The sequence below is a fragment of the Streptomyces sp. S.PB5 genome (assembly GCF_030403745.1).
Lineage (GTDB): Bacteria > Actinomycetota > Actinomycetes > Streptomycetales > Streptomycetaceae > Streptomyces.
Map to the genome: position 1 here is coordinate 377,471 of NZ_JAQMWP010000007.1, position 20,343 is coordinate 397,813.

The window sequence follows — 20,343 nt, forward strand, 5'->3', positions numbered from 1 at the left end:
CTCTTAGACAGTCACCTTTTAGACAGTCACCTTGGCGATGAGTACGCAGGCGTCGTCGTCGCGCTCGGTCTCGCCGAACTCCTCCACGACCATCCGTACGCAGTCCTGTGCGGTGCTCGCCTCGTCGAAGCGCGGGGCCAGGTCGAGGAGACGGTGCACGGCCTCGCTCTCGTTGTTCCTGGGCAGCAGCCCGTCGGTGTGCAGCAGGAGCAGGTCGCCGGTTTCGAGGGGCTCTTCGGCCTGCTCGTAGGCGGCGCCCGAGGTCGCACCGAGCAGGACGCCGTCCGGTGCGTTCAGCCTGCGCCCCGTCCCGTTGCGGAAGAGCAGCGGGGCGGGGTGCCCGGCCTGTGCCCACACGAGGGTGCGCGTCTCGGGCCGGTAGCGGCAGCAGACCGCACTGCCGAGCGCGGGTTGCACGGTGGCGTCGAGTAACTGATTGAGCCAGGACAGCAGTTGCCCCGGCTCGGTGCCCGCCATCGCCATGCCGCGCACGGCACCGAGCAGCGTGGCCATGCCGGACGTCACGGCCACGCCGTGCCCGGTGAGGTCGCCGACGCTGAGCAGCATGTCGCCGTCGGCGAGTTCGAGGGCGTCGTACCAGTCGCCGCCGATCAGTGCGCTGGTCGACGCCGGCAGATAGTGCGCCGCCAGGTCCAGGGTCCTGGGGCCGTGCTGCGGGAGCCGCAGGGAGCCGCGCCACGGCGGCAGCACAGCCTCCTGCAGCTCGACCGCGAGCCGGTGCTCGGTCTGCGCGCGGTGCTGGTGGCGCTGGAGCGAGTCACGGGTCTCGCTCACCGCCCGTTGGCTGCGGCGCAGTTCACTCACGTCCCGCAGCACGGCCCACATGGACGCGGTGCTGCCGTCGGTGTCGAGCACGGGCTCGCCCATCATGTGCACGGTGCGCACGGCACCGTCCGGGTGGACCACCCGGAACTCCCCGTCGATGGGCTTGGCGTCGACCAGGCAGTCCGTGACCATCGACGTCAGCTTCGCCCGGTCCTCGTCGAGCACCAGGGACGGCAGCTCGTCGAGGGTGAGCGGGGGAGCGGCGGGGTCGCGGCCCAGGATCTGGTAGAGCTCCCCGGACCAATTCGCTTCGTCCGTCAGCAGGTTCCACTCCGCGCTGCCGACCCTGCTGAGCAGGGAGCCACGCCGGGGAGCGGTCGGCACGGCCCGGGGGGCGGGCGCGGCATCGACCGACGTCGGCACCGGCGGTCCGTCCCGCAACTGCCCCAAGTGCTCGTCGAGGTCGTTGAGTTGGTGCAGTGCCAGGTCGTACAGCGCGCGCTGCCAGCGTCCCTGCGGGTCCGATCCGTCGTCCTGCGCGTCCCGTCGTACGGCGTCCACGTCGCCCTTGAGCCGCCGCGTCTGCGATATGAGCGCGTCGACCGAGCCGGGGCCTGGCGGCTGGGCGGCTGGGCGGTCCGCAGAGAGGTGGGACGGCATGACGCGCTCCGATGCGGGGAGATACGACCAAAGGCTGGCGGAGGGACCGTTACGACTGTGGCACAGCCCGCGACGCCCTGTAAGGGATTTGGCAACACACGATACGGTGGTGCTTCTGGCATATGCCACAGTCTTCACGGAGGGGTTTCACCGTGCGTTTGGCGTACCTCGCCCGGTGGGGCAAGTCGTAGTCAGCGTACGTGAGTTGACGGATCGTCCGGGGCTCCGGGTTGGCATTCATTTATGTGTTCGACGGCCTTGTGTTCTATGGGGTGTAGCAGATGTAGATCGGGCCGTGCCAGGGCTCGCACACCTGGGTTCCGCCGGTGGGTTCGGGGGTCGGGGTCGGCGTGGGGACGACGGGCGTCGGTGACGCGGGTGTGGGCGTCGGAATGACCACGGTCGGCGTTGGGGTGGGGGTCGGGAGGACCGCCGTGGGTGTGGGGGTCGGTGTCGGAGTAGGTGTCGGGGTCGCGGTCGGGGTCGGGGTCGCGGTCGGGGTCGGGGTTCGACCAGGTGTCGGGGTGATCCCCGGCGTCGTGACCGGCGCCGTCGGCTCGGGCTGCGACGGCGTGCCCTCCGGAGTCGCCACCTCGGACGGGGGGACCGCTTCTTCAGGCACCGCCACCCCCGCCTCGGGAACCACCGGGCTCGCCGCAGTCGGCGCCGCTTCCCCGGCCATGGTTCCGGGATCGTCGGCCGCCTCGGCGCCCCGCTCCTGCCCGCCCCGTTCCTCCCTGCCCCGTTCCTCCTCGCCCCGCTCCTCCGCAGGCGCCGTCTCCTGGTCGGCCCCCTGCGTCTGAAGCACGGTCGCGGCCCGCTGCTGCGGCACCGGCGTGGACTCGCCCGCGCTGCTCAGCACGATCCCGGCGGCCACCGCGGCGCCCGCCACGGTCGCCCCGATGGCGGTCATCGCGGCGGCCGGTGCCTTGGAACCGCCGGTCACGACATGACGTACGGCGTGCAGCAGGCCGCTCCCGTGCCCACCCGCACCGGCCCCCGCGGCCAGCGGAAGCAGGAACTTGCCCGAGCCGCCCAGGACGAAGACCAGCAGTGCCGGACCGGCCAGCGCGGGCAGGCGGTCGTTGGCGGTCATCAGCGCTGCGAGGCGGGCGCGGCAGTCGGGGCAGTCGTCGAGGTGGGCGTGGAGCTGCTCGGACTGCCGAGGGGTGGCCGCCTCACGGACGTAGGCCGGCATGCGGTCCCAGTGCGCCTTGCAGGCGGGGTCCGACGGAGTTCCGGGATGCGCCCGCAGGAACGCCTGCCGCATACCCTCGCGCGCCCGGTGCAGGAGTACGGCGGTGGCACCCCGCTTGGTGCCGATGCGGGGGCCGATGTCCTCCATCGGGACACCCTCCGCCTCCGCGAGCCACAGTGCCTTGACCCACCGCTGCGGGAGTTGGCCGAGCACGCGGTTCAGCAGGTCGACGGAGGAGACGCGCTCCGCGGGATCGTCGGCCGTGACGCGCGGCTCGACCCCCTCGGCGGCCCAGGGGTCCACCGGCGTCTCCCGCGCGGCGCGGGTGCCGACCGTCGCCGCGAGATGGCGCACGGTCGTCATCAGATACGCCGGGACGTTGTCGACCTCGTGCCCCGCGGACAGCCGCCGCCAGACCCGGAAGTGCGCCTCGGCGACCAGGTCCTCCGCGACCCAGGCGTTGCCCGTCAGTGAGCGGGCGTAGGCGACCAGGCGCGGCTGCTCCTCCTCGTAGACGCGGGTGTACGCGGATATGGCGGACTCGGGTGACATGCAGGAACTCTCCGTTCCCCTGCGATGGGTTCGGACAAGTTCGTAACCCTAAATGAAGAATGCACCTTTTCAGGGTGACGTAGGTCACATCAATTGACCGGGGCTTCGGCGTAATGCAGACCGCACCTGCGAGGTCGTAAAGACATCGGCAATCCGGCCGACCTCCGACCCGGAGTGGAGACCGACCATGGACATCGACATCGAGCAGCGCACCCAGGCGCGTCTGATCACCGCCGAGGAGCAGGAGCTGCCCGTTCCCACGACGCTGCGCTACACCTCCGCGGACCCGCTCGCGGTGCACCTCGACTTTCCGCCGGAGGTGTCCCTCGACGGCGAGGTGGTCAGCTGGACCTTCGCCCGCACCCTGCTGGAGGCGGGCCTGCGCGGTCCGGCGGGCAGCGGGGACGTGCACCTGTGGCCGTGCGGCCGGGCCCGGACGGTCGTGGAGCTGCACTCGCCGTACGGGCTGGCCCTGCTCCAGTTCGACACCTCCGCGCTGCGCCGCTTCCTGCTGCGCACGTACGCGGTCGTGGCGGCCGGGCAGGAGGACGTCGGCGCGGAGGTCGAGCGCGGGCTGAGCGCGCTGTTCGGGAACGTCTGAAGGGGGCCGGTCGCAGCCCGTCCCGCTTCAGGGGCGCGAGTCGTCCGGCGTCATGGCTCTGGCCAGTGTCCAGACGGCGACGATGTCGAGCGTCATCACGCTGATCGACCACAGCGGATAGAACGGGATGAACATGAACTGTGTGATCAGGCTGACCGCGCCCAGCGCGGCGCCGGCCCCGGTGCCCCAGCTCTTGCCGAGGAGCACCCCGAGGCCGGCGGCGACGAGCCCGATGCCCACGACGATGTGGATCCAGCCCCAGGCGGTCAGGCTGAACTCGTAGGTGTAGTCGGGCGAGCTGAAGATGGTGTCGCGGGTGACGCCGACGACACCGAGGAGGATGCTGAGCGTCCCGCTCAGTTCCAGTGCCCAGCCGGCGAAGAGGGTGAGGCCTCCGCCCAGGCGTCGTGCGCTCATGTCGGGGTGTCGGACCCCGCCGGATGTCTGCGCCATGTCAGGGCCTTTCCGTGCAGTGTGGTCGTCCCCGAGGTCGGCGTCAGTAGCGCAGCACCCCCGCGATCCCCCGGGCGTCGCCCAGGGTGCCGTCCGGTACGAAGCGGACGTCGGCGCCCGTCTCCAGGCACTGCTCGACGATCTCGTCCACGATGTCCTCGCGGGCGTCGACGTCGTCGCTCGCGGCCGGGACCAGATGGTCGCCGCCGGCGTCACGCACGGTGATCCGGTAGTTCTCCTCGACGGCGAGCAGCCGGACGCGGCCCTCGCGGGCGTTCTGCCAGACCTCGTCGACACCGGCCGCGAAGGCCCGGCGGCCGCGTGCCGTCTCGAGTTCGCGGGCCACGGCGGCGGTGTCCTTGCGGGTCTCCGCCTCGTGCAGCGGCCGCACCGCGTGCCACACCGCGTCCGGGGCGCCGTGGGCGAGGCCGCCGTGCGGGACGTGCACCGCGTTCTTGGTGACCGTGCCGACCTCGTCCAGGACGGACAGCGCGGCCTGCTCGCCGGTGACGTAGAGCGGTCGTGGCTGATCCCTGAGGATCTTGGCCATCGCGGTGTCGGCGTCGCGCAGGAAGTGACGCGTGCTCTCGTCCCGGAACGTGCTCGGCATGTCGCCGATCCGCTCCTGGCGCTCGGCGTCGAAGTTCTCGCGGTGGTCCCGGGTGAGGGGGAAGCCCGCGAGTCGGTCCTCGGCGACACGGTCGGTGCCGCCGTTCCAGAGGGTGGCCCGGTCGGGGGCGACCGACAGGACCCAGAAGGGGCGTTCGGAGGCCTGCGCGGAGACGAGGTTGCGGGTGAGGAAGGTGTCCGACAGCACGACACGTTCGGGCACGCTGCGGGCGAGCGACCACACCTGGTGCTCACCTGGTGCGGCGAAGATGACCAGACCGTCCTCGGCGTGTGCGAGGTCCACCTCGGCGAGGGCCTGGTCGAGCTGGCGGGCGACGTCGATGCGCCGCTCCCGGGGAACCGCGGGATCGGCTTCCAGCTGTTTCTTGGCCTCGGCCACGACATTGCGCAGCCGGACCGGGTCCTGGGCGTTGTCGGGCTCGCGGCGATGTGTCGGAGTCAGCACGGACACCGCCGGATAGGGGCGTGGGCGCCGGAGCTCGGAGAGGGTTGTGGGACTGAGTGCGTGCTCCATATCAGCACGATAGGACTGATTGCCGGAGAGGGCATTAGGGGCAAGGAAGTCAGGCAATCGGGACATTTCGCTGTTAGCGTCGCTTGGGTCTCCTCATGACGGTAGGTCTCCGATGAGTCAGGCCGACACCAAGACCCAGTCGCCCCCCGCCGCGAAGCTGTCCCTGCCGACGCTGACCACCATGGTGGTCGGCTCGATGGTCGGCGCCGGTGTGTTCTCCCTGCCGCGGCGGTTCGCGCAGGAGACCGGGGTGGCCGGTGCGCTCATCGCCTGGGCCGTGGCCGGCACCGGCATGCTGATGCTCGCCTTCGTCTTCCAGACGCTCGCGGTGCGCAGGCCCGATCTCGACGCGGGCGTCTACGCCTACGCGAAAGCCGGATTCGGCGAATACCTGGGTTTCTTCTCGGCGTTCGGCTACTGGGCGAGCGCGTGCGTCGGCAACGTGACGTACTGGGTGCTCATCATGTCGACGATCGGCGCGATCGCCCCCGCGCTGGGCGACGGCGACACGGCCCTCGCGGTGGTGCTGTCCTCGGTCGGGCTCTGGCTGTTCTTCGCGCTGATCAGCCGGGGAGTGAAGGAGGCGGCGGCGATCAACCGCATCGTCACGGTCGCCAAGGTCGTGCCGATCATCGTCTTCGTCATCCTGGCGCTCTTCTATCTCGAACCGAGCGTCTTCGCCGGCAACTTCGGCGGCGCGGACTACGCGGGCTCACTGTTCAACCAGGTCAAGGGCACCATGCTGGCCACGGTGTTCGTGTTCCTCGGCGTCGAGGGCGCGAGCGTCTACTCCCGGCACGCGCGGCGTCGTGAGGACGTGGGCCGGGCCACGATCCTCGGCTTCGTGAGCGTCTTCGCGATCTTCGCGTCGGTGACGATCGTGTCGTACGGCCTCATGCCCATGGAGGAGATCGCCGAACTGCGCCAGCCCTCCATGGCGGAGGTGCTGGAGCACGCGGTCGGCACCTGGGGCAAGGTCTTCGTCAGTGTCGGTCTGATCGTCTCCGTCCTCGGCGCCTATCTGGCCTGGACGTTGATGGCGGCCGAGGTGCTGTACGTGGCCGCCAAGGACGACGACATGCCCCGCTTCCTCAAGCGCGCCACGGCGGCCGACGTGCCCGTGCCGGCGCTCGTGATGTCCACGGTGCTCAGCCAGATCGTCCTCGTCGTCACCCTGTTCTCCGACGACGCCTTCAACTTCGCCCTCGACCTGACCAGTGCGCTGACGCTGATCCCGTTCCTGCTGGCCGCGGGCTTCGCGGTGAAGATCGGACGGGGCGGTCCACTGGGCCAGTTGGCGATCGCCGTCATCGCCACGCTCTACACCGCGTTCCTCATCTACGCGGCGGGCCTGAAGTTCGTGCTCGTCTCCTTCATCATCTACGCCCCCGCCACCGTGCTGTTCGTGATGGCGCGCAGGGAACAGGGCCGACGCCTGTTCTCGCCGAGCGAATTGGTCATCCTCGCCGTGTCGGTGGCCGGCGCGGTCCTCGGCATCGTGGCCCTGGCAGTGGGCTGGATCAGCCTGTGACGTCCCGGAAGGTGCACCGTGACCAGTAGCCAAGACACCACCCGTCCCGCGTACGGCGTCCACTCCGAGGTCGGCAGACTGCGCAAGGTGCTGGTCTGTGCCCCCGGGCTCGCCCACCGCAGGCTCACCCCAACCAACTCCGACGACCTGCTCTTCGACGACGTCATGTGGGTGGAGAACGCCCAGCGCGACCACGCCGACTTCGTCAACAAACTCCGTGAACGCGACGTCGAGGTCGTGGAGTTGCACGATCTGCTCGCCCAGACCATGGCGGTGCCGGGCGCCCGGGACTGGCTCCTGGACCGGAAGATCGTCGCCAACGAGGTCGGCCTCGGCCTCGTCGACAGCACCCGTACCTATCTGGAGTCCCTGGAACCGGAGCGGCTGGCCAGGTATCTGATCGGCGGCCTGGCGACGACCGACCTGCCCGAGGACCACCGCACCCCCTACATCGAACTCGCCCGCGAATCGACCGGCGTACGCGAGTACTTGATGCCGCCGCTGCCCAACACCCTCTACACCCGCGACACCACGTGCTGGCTCTACGGCGGCCTCACCCTCAACCCGCTCTACTGGCCCGCCCGGCACGACGAGACGCTGCTGATGAAGGCGGTCTACAGCTTCCACCCCGACTTCGCGGGCTCCACCGTCTGGTGGGGCGACCCCGAACTGGACTGGGGACAGGCGACGTTCGAGGGCGGCGACATCATGCCCGTCGGCAACGGCGTCGTCCTGATGGGCATGAGCGAGCGCACCTCGCGCCAGGCGATCACCCAGGTGGCCGCAGCGCTCTTCAAGAACGGTGCCGCCGAGCACGTCGTCGTCGCCGGGATGCCGAAGCTGCGGTCCGCGATGCACCTCGACACGGTGTTCACCTTCGCCGACCGCGACCTGGTCACGCTCTACCCGGCCATCATGGACGCTGTCCACACCTTCTCCCTGCGCCCCAGCGACAAGGCGCCCGGCGTCGAACTCGTCGACGAGGGTTCGACCCCGTTCGTGGACGTCGTCGCCAAGGCGCTGGGGCTGCCCGGTCTGCGGGTCGTGGAGACCGGCGGAGACGTCTACGCCTCCGAGCGCCAGCAGTGGGACAGCGGCAACAACGCGGTCGCCCTGGAACCCGGCGTGGTGTTCACCTACGACCGCAACACCCAGACCAACACGCTGCTGCGCAAGGCCGGTATCGAGGTCATCACCATCGTCGGCGCCGAACTCGGCCGAGGGCGCGGCGGCGGGCACTGTATGACATGCCCGATCGTGCGTGACTCGGTGGAGTTCTGACCTAGCCCCTGCCGCCGGGAGAGCCCGCCGAGTCGATCACCGCGATGTTGCCCTGCGCCACCGCGCACAGGGTCTGCGTGCCGGAGGTGTCGACCGTGCTCACCTCGCAGCGGCTGACGACCCGGGTGCGGCCGGCCCGTACCACCTCGGCGTGTGCGCGCAGGATCTCGCCCGTCGCCGGGCGCAGATAGTCGATGGTGAACCCGGAGGTGATCAGCCCCGGGCCCACGACCGTGGCCGCGGCGAGCGTCAGGGTGTTGTCGGCCGCGTAGGAGACCACGCCGCCGTGGACGAAGCCGTACTGCTGGAGCAGCTCCTGCCGGATGTCCACTTCGAGTGTGGCCTCGCCGTTTCCGAACTCCGTCAGACGGGCGCCCAGCAGCCTGCTGAAGGGCTGCTCCGCGAGGGCCTTCCGTGCGAGTTCGAGATCCATCGGCGCAGCCACCTCTCGCATTCACTTCACTAGTGAAGTGAGGGTGGCGCGGCTCGGTGCGGTCTGTCAAGATCGGCCCATGACCGAGCCGGATCAGCGTCTGTACTACCTGTTGCAGCGGGCGGCGCATCGTCTGCGCACCACGCTGGACCGGCGCTGCCTCGCCGCGGCCGGTGTCACCACCGCCCAGCTCGGTGCGCTGTTCGCCGTACAGGACAGCCCCGGCATCACCCAGCAGGAGCTCGCCCGGACCCTCGGTCTGCGGGAGTCGGCCGTGACCGGGCTGGTCGGGCGCCTCACCATGGCAGGGCTGGTGTCGCGGCAGGCGCATCCGCTGCAACACCGGGCCGTGGTCCTGGAGTTGACGTCGGCGGGGGAGGCGGCGCTGAAGGCGGCGCAGCCGGAGATCGACCGCTTCAACGCGGATGTGCGCGACCTCCTCGGCGACGACGGCTTCGACGGGACGGCGACGGCTCTGAAGCGGCTCGCGTACTGGGAGGTCTGACCCGCAAGACCCGAGGGCCGTCAGGCGGGCGGGTTCAGTCGATGCCCAGCGCCCTGTCCCCGGCGGTCGCCGACGGCTGCCACCAGCTCGTCACCGGCTCCCAGACCCGGATCGCGTCCTCCGTCCCGAGCTCGGCGGCCGCGAAGGCGCGGCCTCGGTGGGCGGGGTCGGCGGAGACGGCGAGGGCTCCGACGCGGCGGGCCTCGGGGTCCATGGGGTCGGCGACGGTGCGGACGGTCGCATACGCGGTGCCGCCCGGGCCGAGGCGGTAGCGCCCCGTCGCGCCCTTCGGCACCGGGAGCGCCGAACCGTCGAGGTTCTCGAAGGTCACGCCGGGAGCCCGGCTCACCGTGCAGGCGCGGCCCTCGCGGTTGGTCACGCTGACCCGGACCACGGCGGGACCGTCGGCCGACGCCCGCAGCGCGAGCCCCTGCTCCCGGCAAGCGGGGGCCGGGATCGTGGCGGCGGTGGCCTGGCTCGCCGGGACGGCCAGGAACAGGGCGGCGGCGACGGCGATCGACCTCACCGGTCGTCCTCCTCCGGCCCGCACGAACTCCCGCTCGGCGGCAGCGAGCCGTACAGCAGGAAGGCGTCGACCTTGCGCTGGACGCACCTGGAGGAGGTGTATCCGGTGTGCCCGTCGCCCTTGTTGTCGAGCACGACCGCCGAGTCGCCGAGCCGCTTAGCGGTCTCCACGGTCCAGCGGTACGGCGTCGCCGGGTCGCCGCGGGTGCCGACCAGGAGCATCTTCGGGGTGTCGACGTCCCGTACCTCCTCGCGGATGTAGTCGGTGCCCTTGGGGCGGCCGTAGCAGGTCAGCACCTCGGTGAGCCGGTAGCGGCCGAAGACGGGGGAGGCCTCCTCGTACTCGGTGCGCAGCCGGCCGAGGTCGCGGGCGATCGCGTCGGCGGTGGGGCGGTCCGGGTCGTCGGCGCAGTTGATCGCCATCAGGGCCGCCGGGAGGTTGTCCAGCGGGACCTCGTCCTCGTCGGCGAGACCGGCGTGCGTGCCCGGGTCGTCGGTTTCCGCGCCTTCCGTCCGCGCCCCTTCCGTCTTCGCGCCGGTGGTCTTCGGACGGTCCGGCTCCGCGCGGTGCGGGAGCGCCGTCCCGCCCGACGCGAACGCCTCGATGCCCCGCGTGTCGCCGTCCTCGACGAGTTGGGCGACGGCCCGCTCCAGCAGCGGCCACAGCTCCCTGCTGTACAGGGCCTGCCCGATGGCGCCCACGAGGTCCTGGCCGGAGAAGGTGTCGCCCCAGTCGGTCGGCACCGGATCCTCGTCGAGGGAGTCGACGAGCCGTACGACCTGCTCCCGGGCCTTGCGTGAGTCCTGGCCGAAGGGGCACGCGATGTCCTCGGTGCACCAGTCGACGAAGTCGTCCAGTGCGGTCTGCTGCCCCTCGGCGCCCACCCTGCTCTGCTCGGTCAGCGGCTCGGTCAGGGTGTCCACCCCGTCGAGCACCAACCGGCCCACCTTCTCGGGGAATTGGGCCGCGTACACCGCGCCCAGCCGGGTTCCGTAGGAGAAGCCGAGGTAGTTGAGCTTCCTGTCGCCCAGCGCCGCACGCATGATGTCCATGTCCCGGGAGGCGTTGACCGTGCCGATGTGGGGGAGCACGGGACCGGAGTGCTCGGCACAGGCGGCGGCCACTCGCCGCAACTGCCTCAGCAGTGCCCGCGGATCGTCCCCGTCCTCCGTCGCCGCCAGCGCCTCGTCGGTGCCGTCCCCGCAGCTGACCGGTGAGGACCGGCCGACGCCGCGCGGATCGAAGGACACCACGTCGTAGCCCTTGGCCAGGCCCATGAACCCGTCGCCGTCGGCCGCCAGTTCACCCACTCCGGCGGCGCCGGGACCGCCGAAGTTCAGCAACACAGAACCTCTCGGCTTCCCGTACGACCGATAGCGTGCGAGCGCCAGATCGAGGGTTCCCGAGGACGGTTTCGCGTAGTCGAGGGGGACGGTGACCTTGCCGCACTGGAGGTCCGTGGCCGCGTCCATGCCCCGGCATCCCGACCATGTGACCTTCTGCTCGTAGAACCGCGACAGCTCGGAGCGGTCGCGGTCCGCCGCTGTCGTGGGCAGCGCCCCGACCAGCAGAGCCAGGCCGACCGCCGCAGTGATCACACAGCGCCGCTTCGACAGCTTGGCCAGCATCGATGCCTCCATGCGGGGCGCGATCACAGCGCCCTCGATCACGATAAGCGGCCCCTGCGGGCGCCGCCTCCGGACGGGCGCGACCGCGGGGACTGCCTTACCCTGCGCCCCTCCCGTGTCACACCTGAGCCGCTCCATACGCACGCATTCGACGGTTTTACGACTAGTTCGATAACCGTGACGCTCGATGGGGTGAAAGGCTGATAAGCCATAACTCGGATGGTTCGCCTGCGTTTTATGCGGTGCGGGTGAGTGCCCGCGAACCAAGTCTGGAAGGCAGGGAACCTATGAGAAGGGTTACCCGAAACGGTGTGATCGCCGTCGCCGCCGTGTCCGGTGCGATGGCTGTGACGATGCCCGTGACCGCCGCCTTTGCGGCAGGTGGCTCCTCCGCGGCGGACGGCGAGTCGGCCGGCTCGCCCGGAGTCGGCTCCGGCAACACGATCCAGCTTCCGGTGCACGTCCCGGTGAACGTCTGCGGCAACACCGTGAACGTGGTGGGGCTGCTCAACCCCGCCGCGGGCAACACCTGCGTGAACGACGGCGGCGAGGACACCCCGGCGCCCCCCGGTGCCGCCGCACAGGGCAGCGGAAAGGATTCACCGGGAGTGGTCTCCGGCAACGGCGTCCAGCTCCCGGTCCACCTCCCCGTGAACGTCACCGGCAACACCGTGAGCGTGGTCGGCATCGGCAACGCCGCCACCGGCAACGAGTCCGTGAACACCCCGGGCGACGAGCCCCAGGACACCCCGGTGAAGCCGGAACCCAAGCCGGACGCGGCCCCGCCGAAGCCGCACCACGGCCCCGAGGCGCCCCTTCCCGAGCCCCGGCAGCCGGTGGCCTCGCTGGCCCGCACGGGAGCGGACCAGACCCTCCCCGCCCTCGCGGGCAGCGCCGCGCTGCTCCTCGGCGGCGCGGCCCTGGTCCGTCGTTTCCGCCCGCGGACGGAACGCTGACCCCATTCTCCCCGGGGAGCCGGAAGGCCCCATCGGACGGCGACCGGTGGGGCCTCCGCCGGCACTCACCCCCCGGCCACCCCGGTCAGCAGCACCATCCCCGAGTCCCCGTAGTCCGGGAGGGTCGGGTCGGAGTCGATGCGCGTGATCGTCAACTCCCTTGTCAGAGGCGTGAACACGGCCTCCACGGTCTCCGGGTCCACCGGACATCCCGGCCAGCTGGACGCGGGCCCTATCCGGTACGTCGGCATGTTCTCCATGAACGCGGCCACCAGATGCCCACCAGGCGCCACACACCGCACGAAGGCCCGGCAGAACTCCGTGAACTCCTCGCGGTCCTCGGTCGCGCCCTCGGCGACGAAGTGCATGGACGCCAGGCCGTACCCGCCCGGTTCGAGCTCCCGCACGTCGGCGTGCACGACATGCACCTGGGCGAGGGAGCGGGCCAGTGTCGCGGGCAGACCGGGGTTGAGCCGCCGGCACAACGCGTGGAACGGCAGCCAGCTCGCGTCCGGCCCGCACAGGATCTGCCGTTCCAGATAGGCGACGTTGCCCGCTCCCGCCTCCACCGCGTCGATCCGGCGGCTCGCGGCGGCCGCGAGGATCAGCGGGTACAGGTTGGGCCCCGCCCCGAACTCCACCGCGCGGCCGATGCTCCCCGGCGCGAACCGCCGGTAGAACTCCGAGTGATGGGCGATGACCGCCGCGTCCGAGGGGTGCAGATCACGGTAGTTCTCCGCGAGGTAGTCGGCGATCGGCCAACTGTCCCAGTCCACGTCGTCGTTGTGCGTCGTCATGGCCGGCTCAGCCCTTCGGCCGCAGCGGGAAGCGGGCGGCCAGCCGGGACAGGGTCGCGGTCAGCCGGTCGATGTCCTCGTCGGAGTTGGCCGCGGTGATCTGCACCCGGAAACCCACCCGGTCACGAGGTACGAGGGGATAGGCGGCGAGCGTCACATAGATGCCCTCCTCCCACAGGAACGCGGCGACCGCGTCCAGATCGGCCGCGTCGGCCAGGGGGATCTCCAGGATCGGCAGCCGGTCGGTGTTGAGGGTGCGCACGTCCAGGTCGCCGAGGTGGTCCAGCACCCGGACCGTCTTGCGGTACAGATCCGCCCGGATGCCGTCACCGCGCCGGTCGTTGGCGTCGAGACCGGCGAGCGCGGTGGCCAGGGACGCGGTCGGCGACGGGCCCGAGTAGAGGTAGGGCGCCGCAGCCGTCTTCAGCCGGTTCTTCAGCTCGGTGGGCAGGGCCACGAACGCGAGCAGCGAGGAGTACGCCTTGGAGAAACCGGCGGCGAGCACGATCCCGTCGTACGACTCACCGGTGTGCCGCACCACACCGTTGCCCCGCGAACCGTACGGACACGACTCGTCAGGTCCGCGTTCGCCGATCACCCCGAAGCCGTGCGCGTCGTCGATGTAGAGCGTCGCGCCCCGGGCTCGGCACACGGCCGTCAGGGCGGGCAGGTCGGCGATGTTGCCGCTCATGCTGTTGACGCCGTCCAGACACACCAGCCGGGGCCCGCTGCCGGTGGCCGAGGCCAGCAACTCGTCCAGTTCGTCGGGCCGTTCGGCGTGGAACCGGCGCAGGGTGGCGCCCTGGGAACGGGCTGCCACACAGCCGTCGTACATGGTCCGGTGCGCGGTCGCCTCGACGAGGACATGGCCGCCGTCGGCGAGGACCGGGATCACGGAGGAGTGGATGAGCGTCAGCGTCGGCAGCAGCAACGTGTCCTGCGCGCCCAGCAGTTCGGTGACCCGCTCCTCGATCTCGGGGTACAGTCGCGGACTGCCGATCAGCCGCGACCAGCTCGGATGCGTGCCCCAGCGGCGCACCGCGGGCTCGATACGGGCGGCGATCTCCGGATCCCAGTCGAACCCGAGGTAGTTGCAGGAGGCGAAGTCGATCAGCCAGTGGCCGCGGCTGCGGATGTGCCGCCCCCGCACCTCGTCGAGGACCGCGTCGCTCATGAACGACGTGCGCCGCAGATGCTCCAGGTCCGCGTACCGGGTCGCCCGCCCGCTGCGCACCGGCGGGGCTCCGTGCGGCGGCTCCGGCTCCGTCGGCATGAACCGCTTCCCGTCCCGTCGCCGCAGCACCCGCTCGCTCTGCTCCACCGTCATCGGCCGGGCGAAGAGGTACCCCTGCCCGAACCGGCACCCCATGCCCGCCAGCAGATCCCGCTGCCCCGGCTCCTCGATCCCCTCGGCGATCACCTGCATCCCGAGGGTGTCGGCGATACGGACGATGCCCTCGACGAGCGCGACCTGCTGGGGGTCGTGGGTGATGTCGTCGATGAACGTCTTGTCGATCTTCAGTACGTCGATGGGGAAGTCCCGCAGATAGCGCAGCGAGGAGAAGCCCGTACCGAAGTCGTCGACCGCGATGTGCACACCCAGCTCCTTGAGCGCCTGCAGCACCCCCTGGATCTGCATGTCGTGCCGGAGCAACACGGTCTCGGTGAGCTCCAGTTGCAGCGATCCGGGCGCGAGCCCGGGCGTCCGCAGGGCCTCACCCACCTGATCCACGAACCCCGCGTCCCGGAACTGCCGGGCGGAGACGTTCACACTCACGTACGGCGGGCTACCGCGCACCGGCAGTCGCTGGAGCCCCGCGATGTCCTGGACGGCGTTCTCCAGCACCCACGACCCCAGCACCGCGATCTGCCCGGTCTCCTCGGCCAGCGAGATGAACTGCTCGGGGGAGACCTGGTGGTGCGGAGAGGGCCAGCGCACCAGCGCCTCGAAGCCGACGACCTCGCCCGCGGTGATGTCCACGACCGGCTGGTAGCGCAGCGCGAACTCCTTGTCGGCCACCGCCCGGGCCAGCCGGCTCTGCAGATCGTGCCGCTCGACCATGCGTGTGTGCAGCAGCGGCTGGAAGCGCCGCCACTGCATCTTGCCGGCGGCCTTCGCCGCGTACAGGGCGAGGTCGGCGTGGCCGAGCAGCTCGTCCGCGTCGGTGCTGTCCCGCGCGGTGGCCACGCCCACGCTGGCGGACACGGTCACCGACTCCTCGCCCAGCACGAACGGCCGGGTCAGCGTCTGGATGACCTGGGCCGCCAGCAGTTCCGCGTCCAGGGGTTCACGGGCGTCCTCCATGAGGACGGCGAACTCGTCACCGCCGAGCCGGGCCGCCGTGTCCGTGCGCCGCAGCGCCTTGGACAGCCGGCTGCCGACGGCGATCAGCAGATGGTCGCCCGCCGAGTGCCCGAGGGTGTCGTTGACCAGCTTGAAGTCGTCCAGGTCGATGAAGAGCAGACATGTCAGGGACGACTCGCGCCGACCGCGCAGCAGGGCGCGCTCGATGCGCTCCAGGAGCAGGGTCCGGTTGGGCAGACCGGTCAGCGAGTCGTGGAAGGCCCGCTGGGTCAGCTCGTGCTCCAGGCGCCGCTGCTCGGTCACGTCCCGCAGGGTGACCACCAGACCGCCCACGGTGCGCTCGTCCCGGAAGTCGCTGCACCGCACCTCCACCTCGACCCGCCCGTCCCGGTGCCGCACCCACCAGTGGTCGTGGGTGGCGCGCGGCCCGTTGTCGCGGATGGCGGCCAGCTCCCGGGCCGCCCGGTTGCGGTCGCTGGGATCCACCAGGTCGGGCAGCGAGGCCCCGGCGAGCTCGGAGGTGCCGAAGACGGACTCGGCGGACGGACTGGCGTACCGGACGGTGTTGTCGTCCTCGACGATCAGGATGACGTCGGAGGTGTTGCGCACCAGCGTGCGGAAATAGGCCTCGCTCTCCCGCGCCACGACCTCCTGGCGCAGCACGACCCGCTCCATGGCCAGGCCCGCGTGCGCGGCGAGGATCTCCAGCGAGCCGCGGGTCTCGGCGAGCGGCTCGGGCGGCCCGGCGACCAGCAGCACGCCCGGGACGTGCGCCGTGGGACGGTCGGGCGAGGTCATCGGGCAGGCCAGGACGGCGGGGTGGCCGTCGAGGCGGCCGGCGATGTCGGAGCTCAGCTCGTCGGAGGGCAGGATCCGGGCGCTGCCCGTGGCGAGTTCCGCCACCCGGTCGGCGGGGAGGAGCAGGGTGCGGTGGCTGACCGCGGGGCCCAGCAGGGTGTCGACGGCCGCCTCGCACGACCGGGCGACCTCCTCCTGCCGTACCGCCGAGACCAATGAGGCGCCCGCCCGGCGCAGCGCGAGTTCCCGCGCCACCGCCTTGCGGTGGGCCACGACCATTCCCGCGAGGCGCAGGATGACCAGCAGGAACAGCACCCCGGAGAAGGCGGCGATGACGGGGGCGTGGTGCGCCGCGCCCGTCATTCCCTCGTACAGCAGGATCCCCGGTGCGATGAGGGTCGCCACGGTGAGCATGACCAGCCGGCGCGGCCTCGGCAGCAGGGTCTCCTTCTGCGGCACGGCGGTGGTCAGCTCGACCATGGAGGGATGCAGGGCGGCCAGGCCCCAGGCCGTGTAGAAGACGATCCACCCGGTGTCGATGAGGGTGCCCGCCTGCCACATCCCGTGCAGCTGCAGCATCCCGTAGGCGATGTCGAAGCCGAGCAGTGTCACCGTGCCGACCACCAGCAGCCGGACCGACTGGTTGTGGCCGTCCACGGTGCTGGAGGTGAGCATGCGGGCCAGCAGGGCGAGGACGAGGATGTCGCCGAGCGGATAGGCGATGCTGATCGCCCGCTGCTGCCAGGTCATCCCCTCCAGCTCGCTGAGCGGCTGCACCAGATAGACCCACACCGGCAGCCCGAGGCCCCCGGTGAAGATCAGTGCGTCCAGCAGACTGGGCAGGTCGTGGCCGTCCCAGCGGTAGCGGACCAGCCCGGACAGGCCGATGGCGAAGAGCGGATAGGTGGCCAGATAGAGGGCGTCGGCGGGGGAGGGGAAGGGGTTGGAGGCGTGAAAGTACTCCTCCATGACGTTGTAGTACGTGTCTCCCGCGATGAAGGTCAGCAGACCTGCCGCGAGCACCCACCAGGGCCAGCGGTGAGCGGGGCGGTGCACATGGCTACCGATGAGTACGGCGGCGACACCGGCGAGTCCGATGACGGCCCACACCGGTGCGAGCGCACGGGGGACCGTCATGTAGACGGCGGTGGCGACGGCGACCAACGCGATATGGGCCGTCATCAGCCGATGTACCGGCAGCAAGGGCAAGCGCCTCCCCCCTGTGGAGGAGACCGGGCCGTCCACCTGGTCCGGGATCCATTTCGATCGTAGGCACCGCCCCCGGACCGCTGCATCCCGAGATCACAGACGGCTACCCGAGGTGGAAGCGCCGGTGCAGTGCGTGCACCTCCTCGGCGAGCTCGGGCACTGGACCGTCCACGATCACGCCGGGTGCCACCTCATGCACGGACAGGGTCCGCAGCGGCGGCGCCGGGACCCCCAACTCGCCGAGCCACTCGGCCAGTTGCCCGGAGGAGGCCACGTACACGATCCGGCCGAGGCCCACCCAGGCGTGCGCGGCCGCGCACATCGGACAGTGCTCACCGGAGGTGTAGACGGTCGCCGCCGCCCGCTCCCCGGGCGTCAGGTGCGCCGCCGACCAGCGCGCCAGCTCGAACTCGGGATGACGGGTGCGGTCCCCGGAGGCCACCCGGTTGTGGTCCTCGGCGAGCACCTCGCCGCCCGCCCCCACCAGCACCGAACCGAACGGCTCGTCCCCCGCCTCCAGGGCCTCGGCGGCCAGCTCCACACAACGCCGCAGATACGGCAGCTCGCTGTCCTTCACGACCATGGCCTACGGCCCTCCCTCGCGGCGTGATCTTCGACCCCGCACCCTATGTCCGTCCCCGGCCGGCCGGGAAGAAGCGGCACGACAGGTGGACCACGGCTCGGAAAGGTGTTGCCTCACGCTGCTCCTGGTGCTGGAGTGAGCTCATGGATCATGCCGCGGTACTCGCCCTGTACGACCGGGACATGCGCGAAGGCGCTCAGCCGGACAGCCCCGAGTCCCGGATCGAGCGGGTCGGCAAGGTGGTCCGCCAGCTCTCCTCCGAGCAGGGCTGGAACGGCGTGGTCTGGTCCGACCTGGACGACGGCGACGCCGACGCGGCGATCGCCGAGCAGATCGCGTACTACTCCGGGCTCGGCCGCGAGTTCGAGTGGAAGCTGTACGGGCACGACCTGCCGGTGGACCTCGGACAGCGGCTCAGGACGGCCGGGTTCACCGCACAGCCCGAGGAGACCCTGATGATCGGCGAGGTCGCCGATCTGACCCTCGATGCCGGACCGCCCGAGGGCATCCGCGTCCTGCCGGTCACCGACCGGGCGGGCGTCGACCTCGTGGCGGACGTGCACGAGGCGGCCTTCGGCACCGACAGCACCCGGCTGCGCCACCAGCTGCTCGCCCAGCTCACCGCCGACCCGGACACCGTGGTCGCCGTCGTCGCCCTGGCCGGGGACACCCCCGTCAGCGCGGCCCGGATGGAGCTGGTGCCCGGCACCCGGTTCGCCGGTCTGTGGGGCGGCGGCACCGTCGAGGCCTGGCGCGGCCGCGGCATCTACCGTGCCCTGGTCGCCCTCAGGGCCCGCGAGGCCCTCGAGCGCGGCTACCGCTACCTCCAGGTCGACGCTCTGCCCACCAGCCGCCCCATCCTGGAGCGTCTCGGCTTCGAGCCGCTGACCACGACGACGCCGTACCTGTACACACCGTGACCCAGGTCGTGTTCTCGGGGGATGTCACATCCTCGGTCGCCCGGTCCGTCGCAATGACATGACGACGAACCAGAGCATCCTCCTCGCCGGCGCCACCGGAGTCCTCGGCCGCCACATCACCCGGGCCCTCACCGAGGCCGGCCACAAGGTGACCGCGCTCGGCCGCGGCCGGGACAACGGCATCCGGGCCGACCTCATGGACCGCGACGCCCTGTTGCGGGCCGTCGACGGCCACCACTTCGACACGGTGATCCACGCCGCGACCGCCCTGCGCAAGGCCCCCACGCGCCACCGCGACATGTATGCCACCGACGCGCTGCGCATCGAGGGCACCGCCCACCTGATCGAGGCCGCCCGGGCCACCGGCGCCCGCCGCTTCGTCTCCGAGTCGATGGTCTTCGGCTACGGCTACGGCGACCACGGCGACCGGGAGGTCACCGAGGACGACACCTTCGGCCCGCGGGGCGACGACCCGGAGCTGGAACGGCACCTGGCCGGCATGCGGACCAAGGAGCAGCTGACCTTCGAGGCCGCCGGGCTGGAGGGCGTCGCCCTGCGCTACGGCGCCTTCTACGGCCCCGGCGGCACCGAGAACCTGCTGCCCATGCTCCGCAAGCGTGGGCTGCCCCTCCCCGCGGACCGCGGCCGGGTCCTGCCGTGGATCGAGCTCAGCGACGCGGGGCGCGCGATGGCCGCCGCCGTCGAACACGGTCGCCCGGGGCAGGCGTACAACATCGCGGACCGCACCCCCATGGGGTTCCGGGCCCATGTCGTGCGCGTGGCCGAGGAGTTCGGGCTGCCGAAGCCGATGACCGTACCGCTGTGGATGATGCGGCCGATGTCGTACGCGCAGGTGATGGTGGCGTCGTCGCTGCGGGTCTCCATCGCCAAGGCCGAGCGCGAGCTGGGCTGGACGCCGGTGTACGCGTCGAGCCATGAGGGACTCGCCGCGCTGCGTGCGGCGCAGGTCTGAGCGCGGGCGTGGCCGAGACGGGCAGTCGTGGGGTGCGACCCGGCGCGTTGAAGATGTCGTCCGGGAACCCGGCGGGGTCCGGGTCGGGCGGTGAGCCGCGAAGACGGTGGCCGCCCGACCACTCCCTCGACGGGAACCACGTCGTACCGGTGGCGCCCCTCAGCGGCGGGCCCGCGATCCCCTCGACCGGTCCAGAGCGGCGACGCCGAGCGCGGCGAGGCCGATCTGGATGAGCCACTCGACCCAGTCGACACCGTTGGTGTCCGCCACGTCGAAGCCCGCGGCGATCGCCGAGCCGAGCAGCGCCGCCACGATGCCGACGACGATGGTCAGCAGAATTCCGATGCGCTGACGGCCCGGTACCACGAGCCGGCCGAGCACACCGATCACGATGCCGATCACGATGGCACTGATGATGCCCGAGATCTCCATCTCAGCCCCTCTTCTCAAGACCCCCGCAGTAGTGCGGATGCCCCCGAAGGGCCCGCACACTCCGTGCGACTT

At 71.1% G+C, this 20,343-nt stretch carries 18 protein-coding genes; 7 read left to right on the top strand and 11 right to left on the bottom strand.

Features of this window, described 5'->3' with window-relative positions; all coding sequences use genetic code 11:
- Positions 1-18 precede the first annotated feature (18 nt).
- Both PH203_RS20605 and PH203_RS20610 read right to left on the bottom strand, forming a co-directional pair.
- Positions 19-1,446 (bottom strand): SpoIIE family protein phosphatase, encoded by a 1,428-nt coding sequence (locus PH203_RS20605; protein WP_289921697.1) that lies wholly within the window; start codon positions 1,444-1,446, stop codon positions 19-21.
- A gap of 265 nt (positions 1,447-1,711) precedes the next feature.
- On the bottom strand, positions 1,712-3,196 hold the full coding sequence (locus PH203_RS20610) for a sigma factor (RefSeq protein ID WP_289921699.1): 1,485 nt from the start codon (positions 3,194-3,196) through the stop codon (positions 1,712-1,714).
- Positions 3,197-3,383: 187 nt separating this feature from the next.
- Between PH203_RS20610 and PH203_RS20615 the strand changes: the two genes are divergently transcribed.
- On the top strand, positions 3,384-3,797 hold the full coding sequence (locus PH203_RS20615; protein ID WP_289921702.1) for an SsgA family sporulation/cell division regulator: 414 nt from the start codon (positions 3,384-3,386) through the stop codon (positions 3,795-3,797).
- 27 nt (positions 3,798-3,824) lie between these two features.
- Here the strand turns inward: PH203_RS20615 and PH203_RS20620 are convergent, their stop codons facing one another.
- Together PH203_RS20620 and PH203_RS20625 are read right to left on the bottom strand one after the other, a co-directional pair.
- The gene (locus tag PH203_RS20620) at positions 3,825-4,214 is read right to left on the bottom strand and encodes a hypothetical protein (protein ID WP_289921704.1); all 390 of its coding nucleotides are present in this window, start codon (positions 4,212-4,214) and stop codon (positions 3,825-3,827) included.
- A gap of 79 nt (positions 4,215-4,293) precedes the next feature.
- Complete coding sequence (locus PH203_RS20625; protein WP_289921706.1) at positions 4,294-5,394, bottom strand: chemotaxis protein; 1,101 nt, start codon at positions 5,392-5,394, stop codon at positions 4,294-4,296.
- Positions 5,395-5,506: 112 nt separating this feature from the next.
- On the opposite strand from PH203_RS20625, the gene PH203_RS20630 reads away from it, so the two are divergent.
- Entirely contained in the window at positions 5,507-6,925 is a 1,419-nt protein-coding gene (locus tag PH203_RS20630) for a basic amino acid/polyamine antiporter (protein ID WP_289921708.1), read from the top strand.
- 18 nt (positions 6,926-6,943) lie between these two features.
- Positions 6,944-8,206, top strand: coding sequence for an arginine deiminase (locus tag PH203_RS20635; protein WP_289921709.1), 1,263 nt, complete (start codon positions 6,944-6,946; stop codon positions 8,204-8,206).
- Between the two features lies 1 nt (position 8,207).
- On the opposite strand, the gene PH203_RS20640 is transcribed toward PH203_RS20635, so the two are convergent.
- Positions 8,208-8,639: a PaaI family thioesterase gene (locus tag PH203_RS20640; RefSeq protein WP_289921711.1), complete on the bottom strand. Its 432-nt coding sequence runs from the start codon at positions 8,637-8,639 to the stop codon at positions 8,208-8,210.
- A 79-nt stretch (positions 8,640-8,718) separates the two neighbouring features.
- Between PH203_RS20640 and PH203_RS20645 the strand changes: the two genes are divergently transcribed.
- Complete coding sequence (locus PH203_RS20645) at positions 8,719-9,144, top strand: MarR family winged helix-turn-helix transcriptional regulator (protein WP_289921714.1); 426 nt, start codon at positions 8,719-8,721, stop codon at positions 9,142-9,144.
- 34 nt (positions 9,145-9,178) lie between these two features.
- Here the strand turns inward: PH203_RS20645 and PH203_RS20650 are convergent, their stop codons facing one another.
- Positions 9,179-9,670 carry a DUF4232 domain-containing protein gene (locus PH203_RS20650; RefSeq protein WP_289921715.1) on the bottom strand — a complete coding sequence of 164 codons (492 nt, stop codon included), beginning with the start codon at positions 9,668-9,670 and terminating at the stop codon, positions 9,179-9,181.
- Positions 9,667-11,298: an alpha/beta hydrolase gene (locus PH203_RS20655; RefSeq protein WP_289921901.1), complete on the bottom strand. Its 1,632-nt coding sequence runs from the start codon at positions 11,296-11,298 to the stop codon at positions 9,667-9,669. Before PH203_RS20655 ends, PH203_RS20650 begins: the two co-directional genes overlap by 4 nt.
- Positions 11,299-11,609: 311 nt before the next feature.
- On the opposite strand from PH203_RS20655, the gene PH203_RS20660 reads away from it, so the two are divergent.
- Positions 11,610-12,254, top strand: coding sequence for a chaplin (locus PH203_RS20660; RefSeq protein ID WP_289921717.1), 645 nt, complete (start codon positions 11,610-11,612; stop codon positions 12,252-12,254).
- A 65-nt stretch (positions 12,255-12,319) separates the two neighbouring features.
- On the opposite strand, the gene PH203_RS20665 is transcribed toward PH203_RS20660, so the two are convergent.
- The 3 genes from PH203_RS20665 to PH203_RS20675 all read right to left on the bottom strand — a co-directional run bounded on the left by PH203_RS20665 (position 12,320) and on the right by PH203_RS20675 (position 17,946).
- The gene (locus PH203_RS20665) at positions 12,320-13,051 is read right to left on the bottom strand and encodes a class I SAM-dependent methyltransferase (protein WP_289921720.1); all 732 of its coding nucleotides are present in this window, start codon (positions 13,049-13,051) and stop codon (positions 12,320-12,322) included.
- Positions 13,052-13,058: 7 nt separating this feature from the next.
- Positions 13,059-17,336 (bottom strand): aminotransferase class I/II-fold pyridoxal phosphate-dependent enzyme, encoded by a 4,278-nt coding sequence (locus tag PH203_RS20670; RefSeq protein ID WP_289921722.1) that lies wholly within the window; start codon positions 17,334-17,336, stop codon positions 13,059-13,061.
- A gap of 130 nt (positions 17,337-17,466) precedes the next feature.
- Positions 17,467-17,946, bottom strand: coding sequence for a nucleoside deaminase (locus PH203_RS20675; protein WP_289921724.1), 480 nt, complete (start codon positions 17,944-17,946; stop codon positions 17,467-17,469).
- Positions 17,947-18,089: 143 nt separating this feature from the next.
- On the opposite strand from PH203_RS20675, the gene PH203_RS20680 reads away from it, so the two are divergent.
- Both PH203_RS20680 and PH203_RS20685 read left to right on the top strand, forming a co-directional pair.
- A complete protein-coding gene (locus tag PH203_RS20680; RefSeq protein WP_289921726.1) occupies positions 18,090-18,866 on the top strand; it encodes a GNAT family N-acetyltransferase in 777 nt (258 codons plus the stop codon).
- 58 nt (positions 18,867-18,924) lie between these two features.
- Positions 18,925-19,839 (top strand): NAD(P)-dependent oxidoreductase, encoded by a 915-nt coding sequence (locus tag PH203_RS20685; protein ID WP_289921728.1) that lies wholly within the window; start codon positions 18,925-18,927, stop codon positions 19,837-19,839.
- A 159-nt stretch (positions 19,840-19,998) separates the two neighbouring features.
- Here the strand turns inward: PH203_RS20685 and PH203_RS20690 are convergent, their stop codons facing one another.
- Positions 19,999-20,271, bottom strand: coding sequence for a GlsB/YeaQ/YmgE family stress response membrane protein (locus PH203_RS20690; RefSeq protein ID WP_289921729.1), 273 nt, complete (start codon positions 20,269-20,271; stop codon positions 19,999-20,001).
- Between the last annotated feature and the right edge of the window lie 72 nt (positions 20,272-20,343).

What these genes read in the sequence shown, in the direction of transcription:
- PH203_RS20605 (WP_289921697.1), bottom strand. Translation starts at nt 1,446, where the DNA reads ATGCCGTCCCACCTCTCTGCGGACCGCCCAGCCGCCCAGCCGCCAGGC.
- PH203_RS20610 (WP_289921699.1), bottom strand. Translation starts at nt 3,196, where the DNA reads ATGTCACCCGAGTCCGCCATATCCGCGTACACCCGCGTCTACGAGGAG.
- PH203_RS20615 (WP_289921702.1), top strand. Translation starts at nt 3,384, where the DNA reads ATGGACATCGACATCGAGCAGCGCACCCAGGCGCGTCTGATCACCGCC.
- PH203_RS20620 (WP_289921704.1), bottom strand. Translation starts at nt 4,214, where the DNA reads ATGAGCGCACGACGCCTGGGCGGAGGCCTCACCCTCTTCGCCGGCTGG.
- PH203_RS20625 (WP_289921706.1), bottom strand. Translation starts at nt 5,394, where the DNA reads ATGGAGCACGCACTCAGTCCCACAACCCTCTCCGAGCTCCGGCGCCCA.
- PH203_RS20630 (WP_289921708.1), top strand. Translation starts at nt 5,507, where the DNA reads ATGAGTCAGGCCGACACCAAGACCCAGTCGCCCCCCGCCGCGAAGCTG.
- PH203_RS20640 (WP_289921711.1), bottom strand. Translation starts at nt 8,639, where the DNA reads ATGGATCTCGAACTCGCACGGAAGGCCCTCGCGGAGCAGCCCTTCAGC.
- PH203_RS20645 (WP_289921714.1), top strand. Translation starts at nt 8,719, where the DNA reads ATGACCGAGCCGGATCAGCGTCTGTACTACCTGTTGCAGCGGGCGGCG.
- PH203_RS20655 (WP_289921901.1), bottom strand. Translation starts at nt 11,298, where the DNA reads ATGCTGGCCAAGCTGTCGAAGCGGCGCTGTGTGATCACTGCGGCGGTC.
- PH203_RS20665 (WP_289921720.1), bottom strand. Translation starts at nt 13,051, where the DNA reads ATGACGACGCACAACGACGACGTGGACTGGGACAGTTGGCCGATCGCC.
- PH203_RS20670 (WP_289921722.1), bottom strand. Translation starts at nt 17,336, where the DNA reads ATGACGGCCCATATCGCGTTGGTCGCCGTCGCCACCGCCGTCTACATG.
- PH203_RS20675 (WP_289921724.1), bottom strand. Translation starts at nt 17,946, where the DNA reads ATGGTCGTGAAGGACAGCGAGCTGCCGTATCTGCGGCGTTGTGTGGAG.
- PH203_RS20680 (WP_289921726.1), top strand. Translation starts at nt 18,090, where the DNA reads ATGGATCATGCCGCGGTACTCGCCCTGTACGACCGGGACATGCGCGAA.
- PH203_RS20685 (WP_289921728.1), top strand. Translation starts at nt 18,925, where the DNA reads ATGACGACGAACCAGAGCATCCTCCTCGCCGGCGCCACCGGAGTCCTC.
- PH203_RS20690 (WP_289921729.1), bottom strand. Translation starts at nt 20,271, where the DNA reads ATGGAGATCTCGGGCATCATCAGTGCCATCGTGATCGGCATCGTGATC.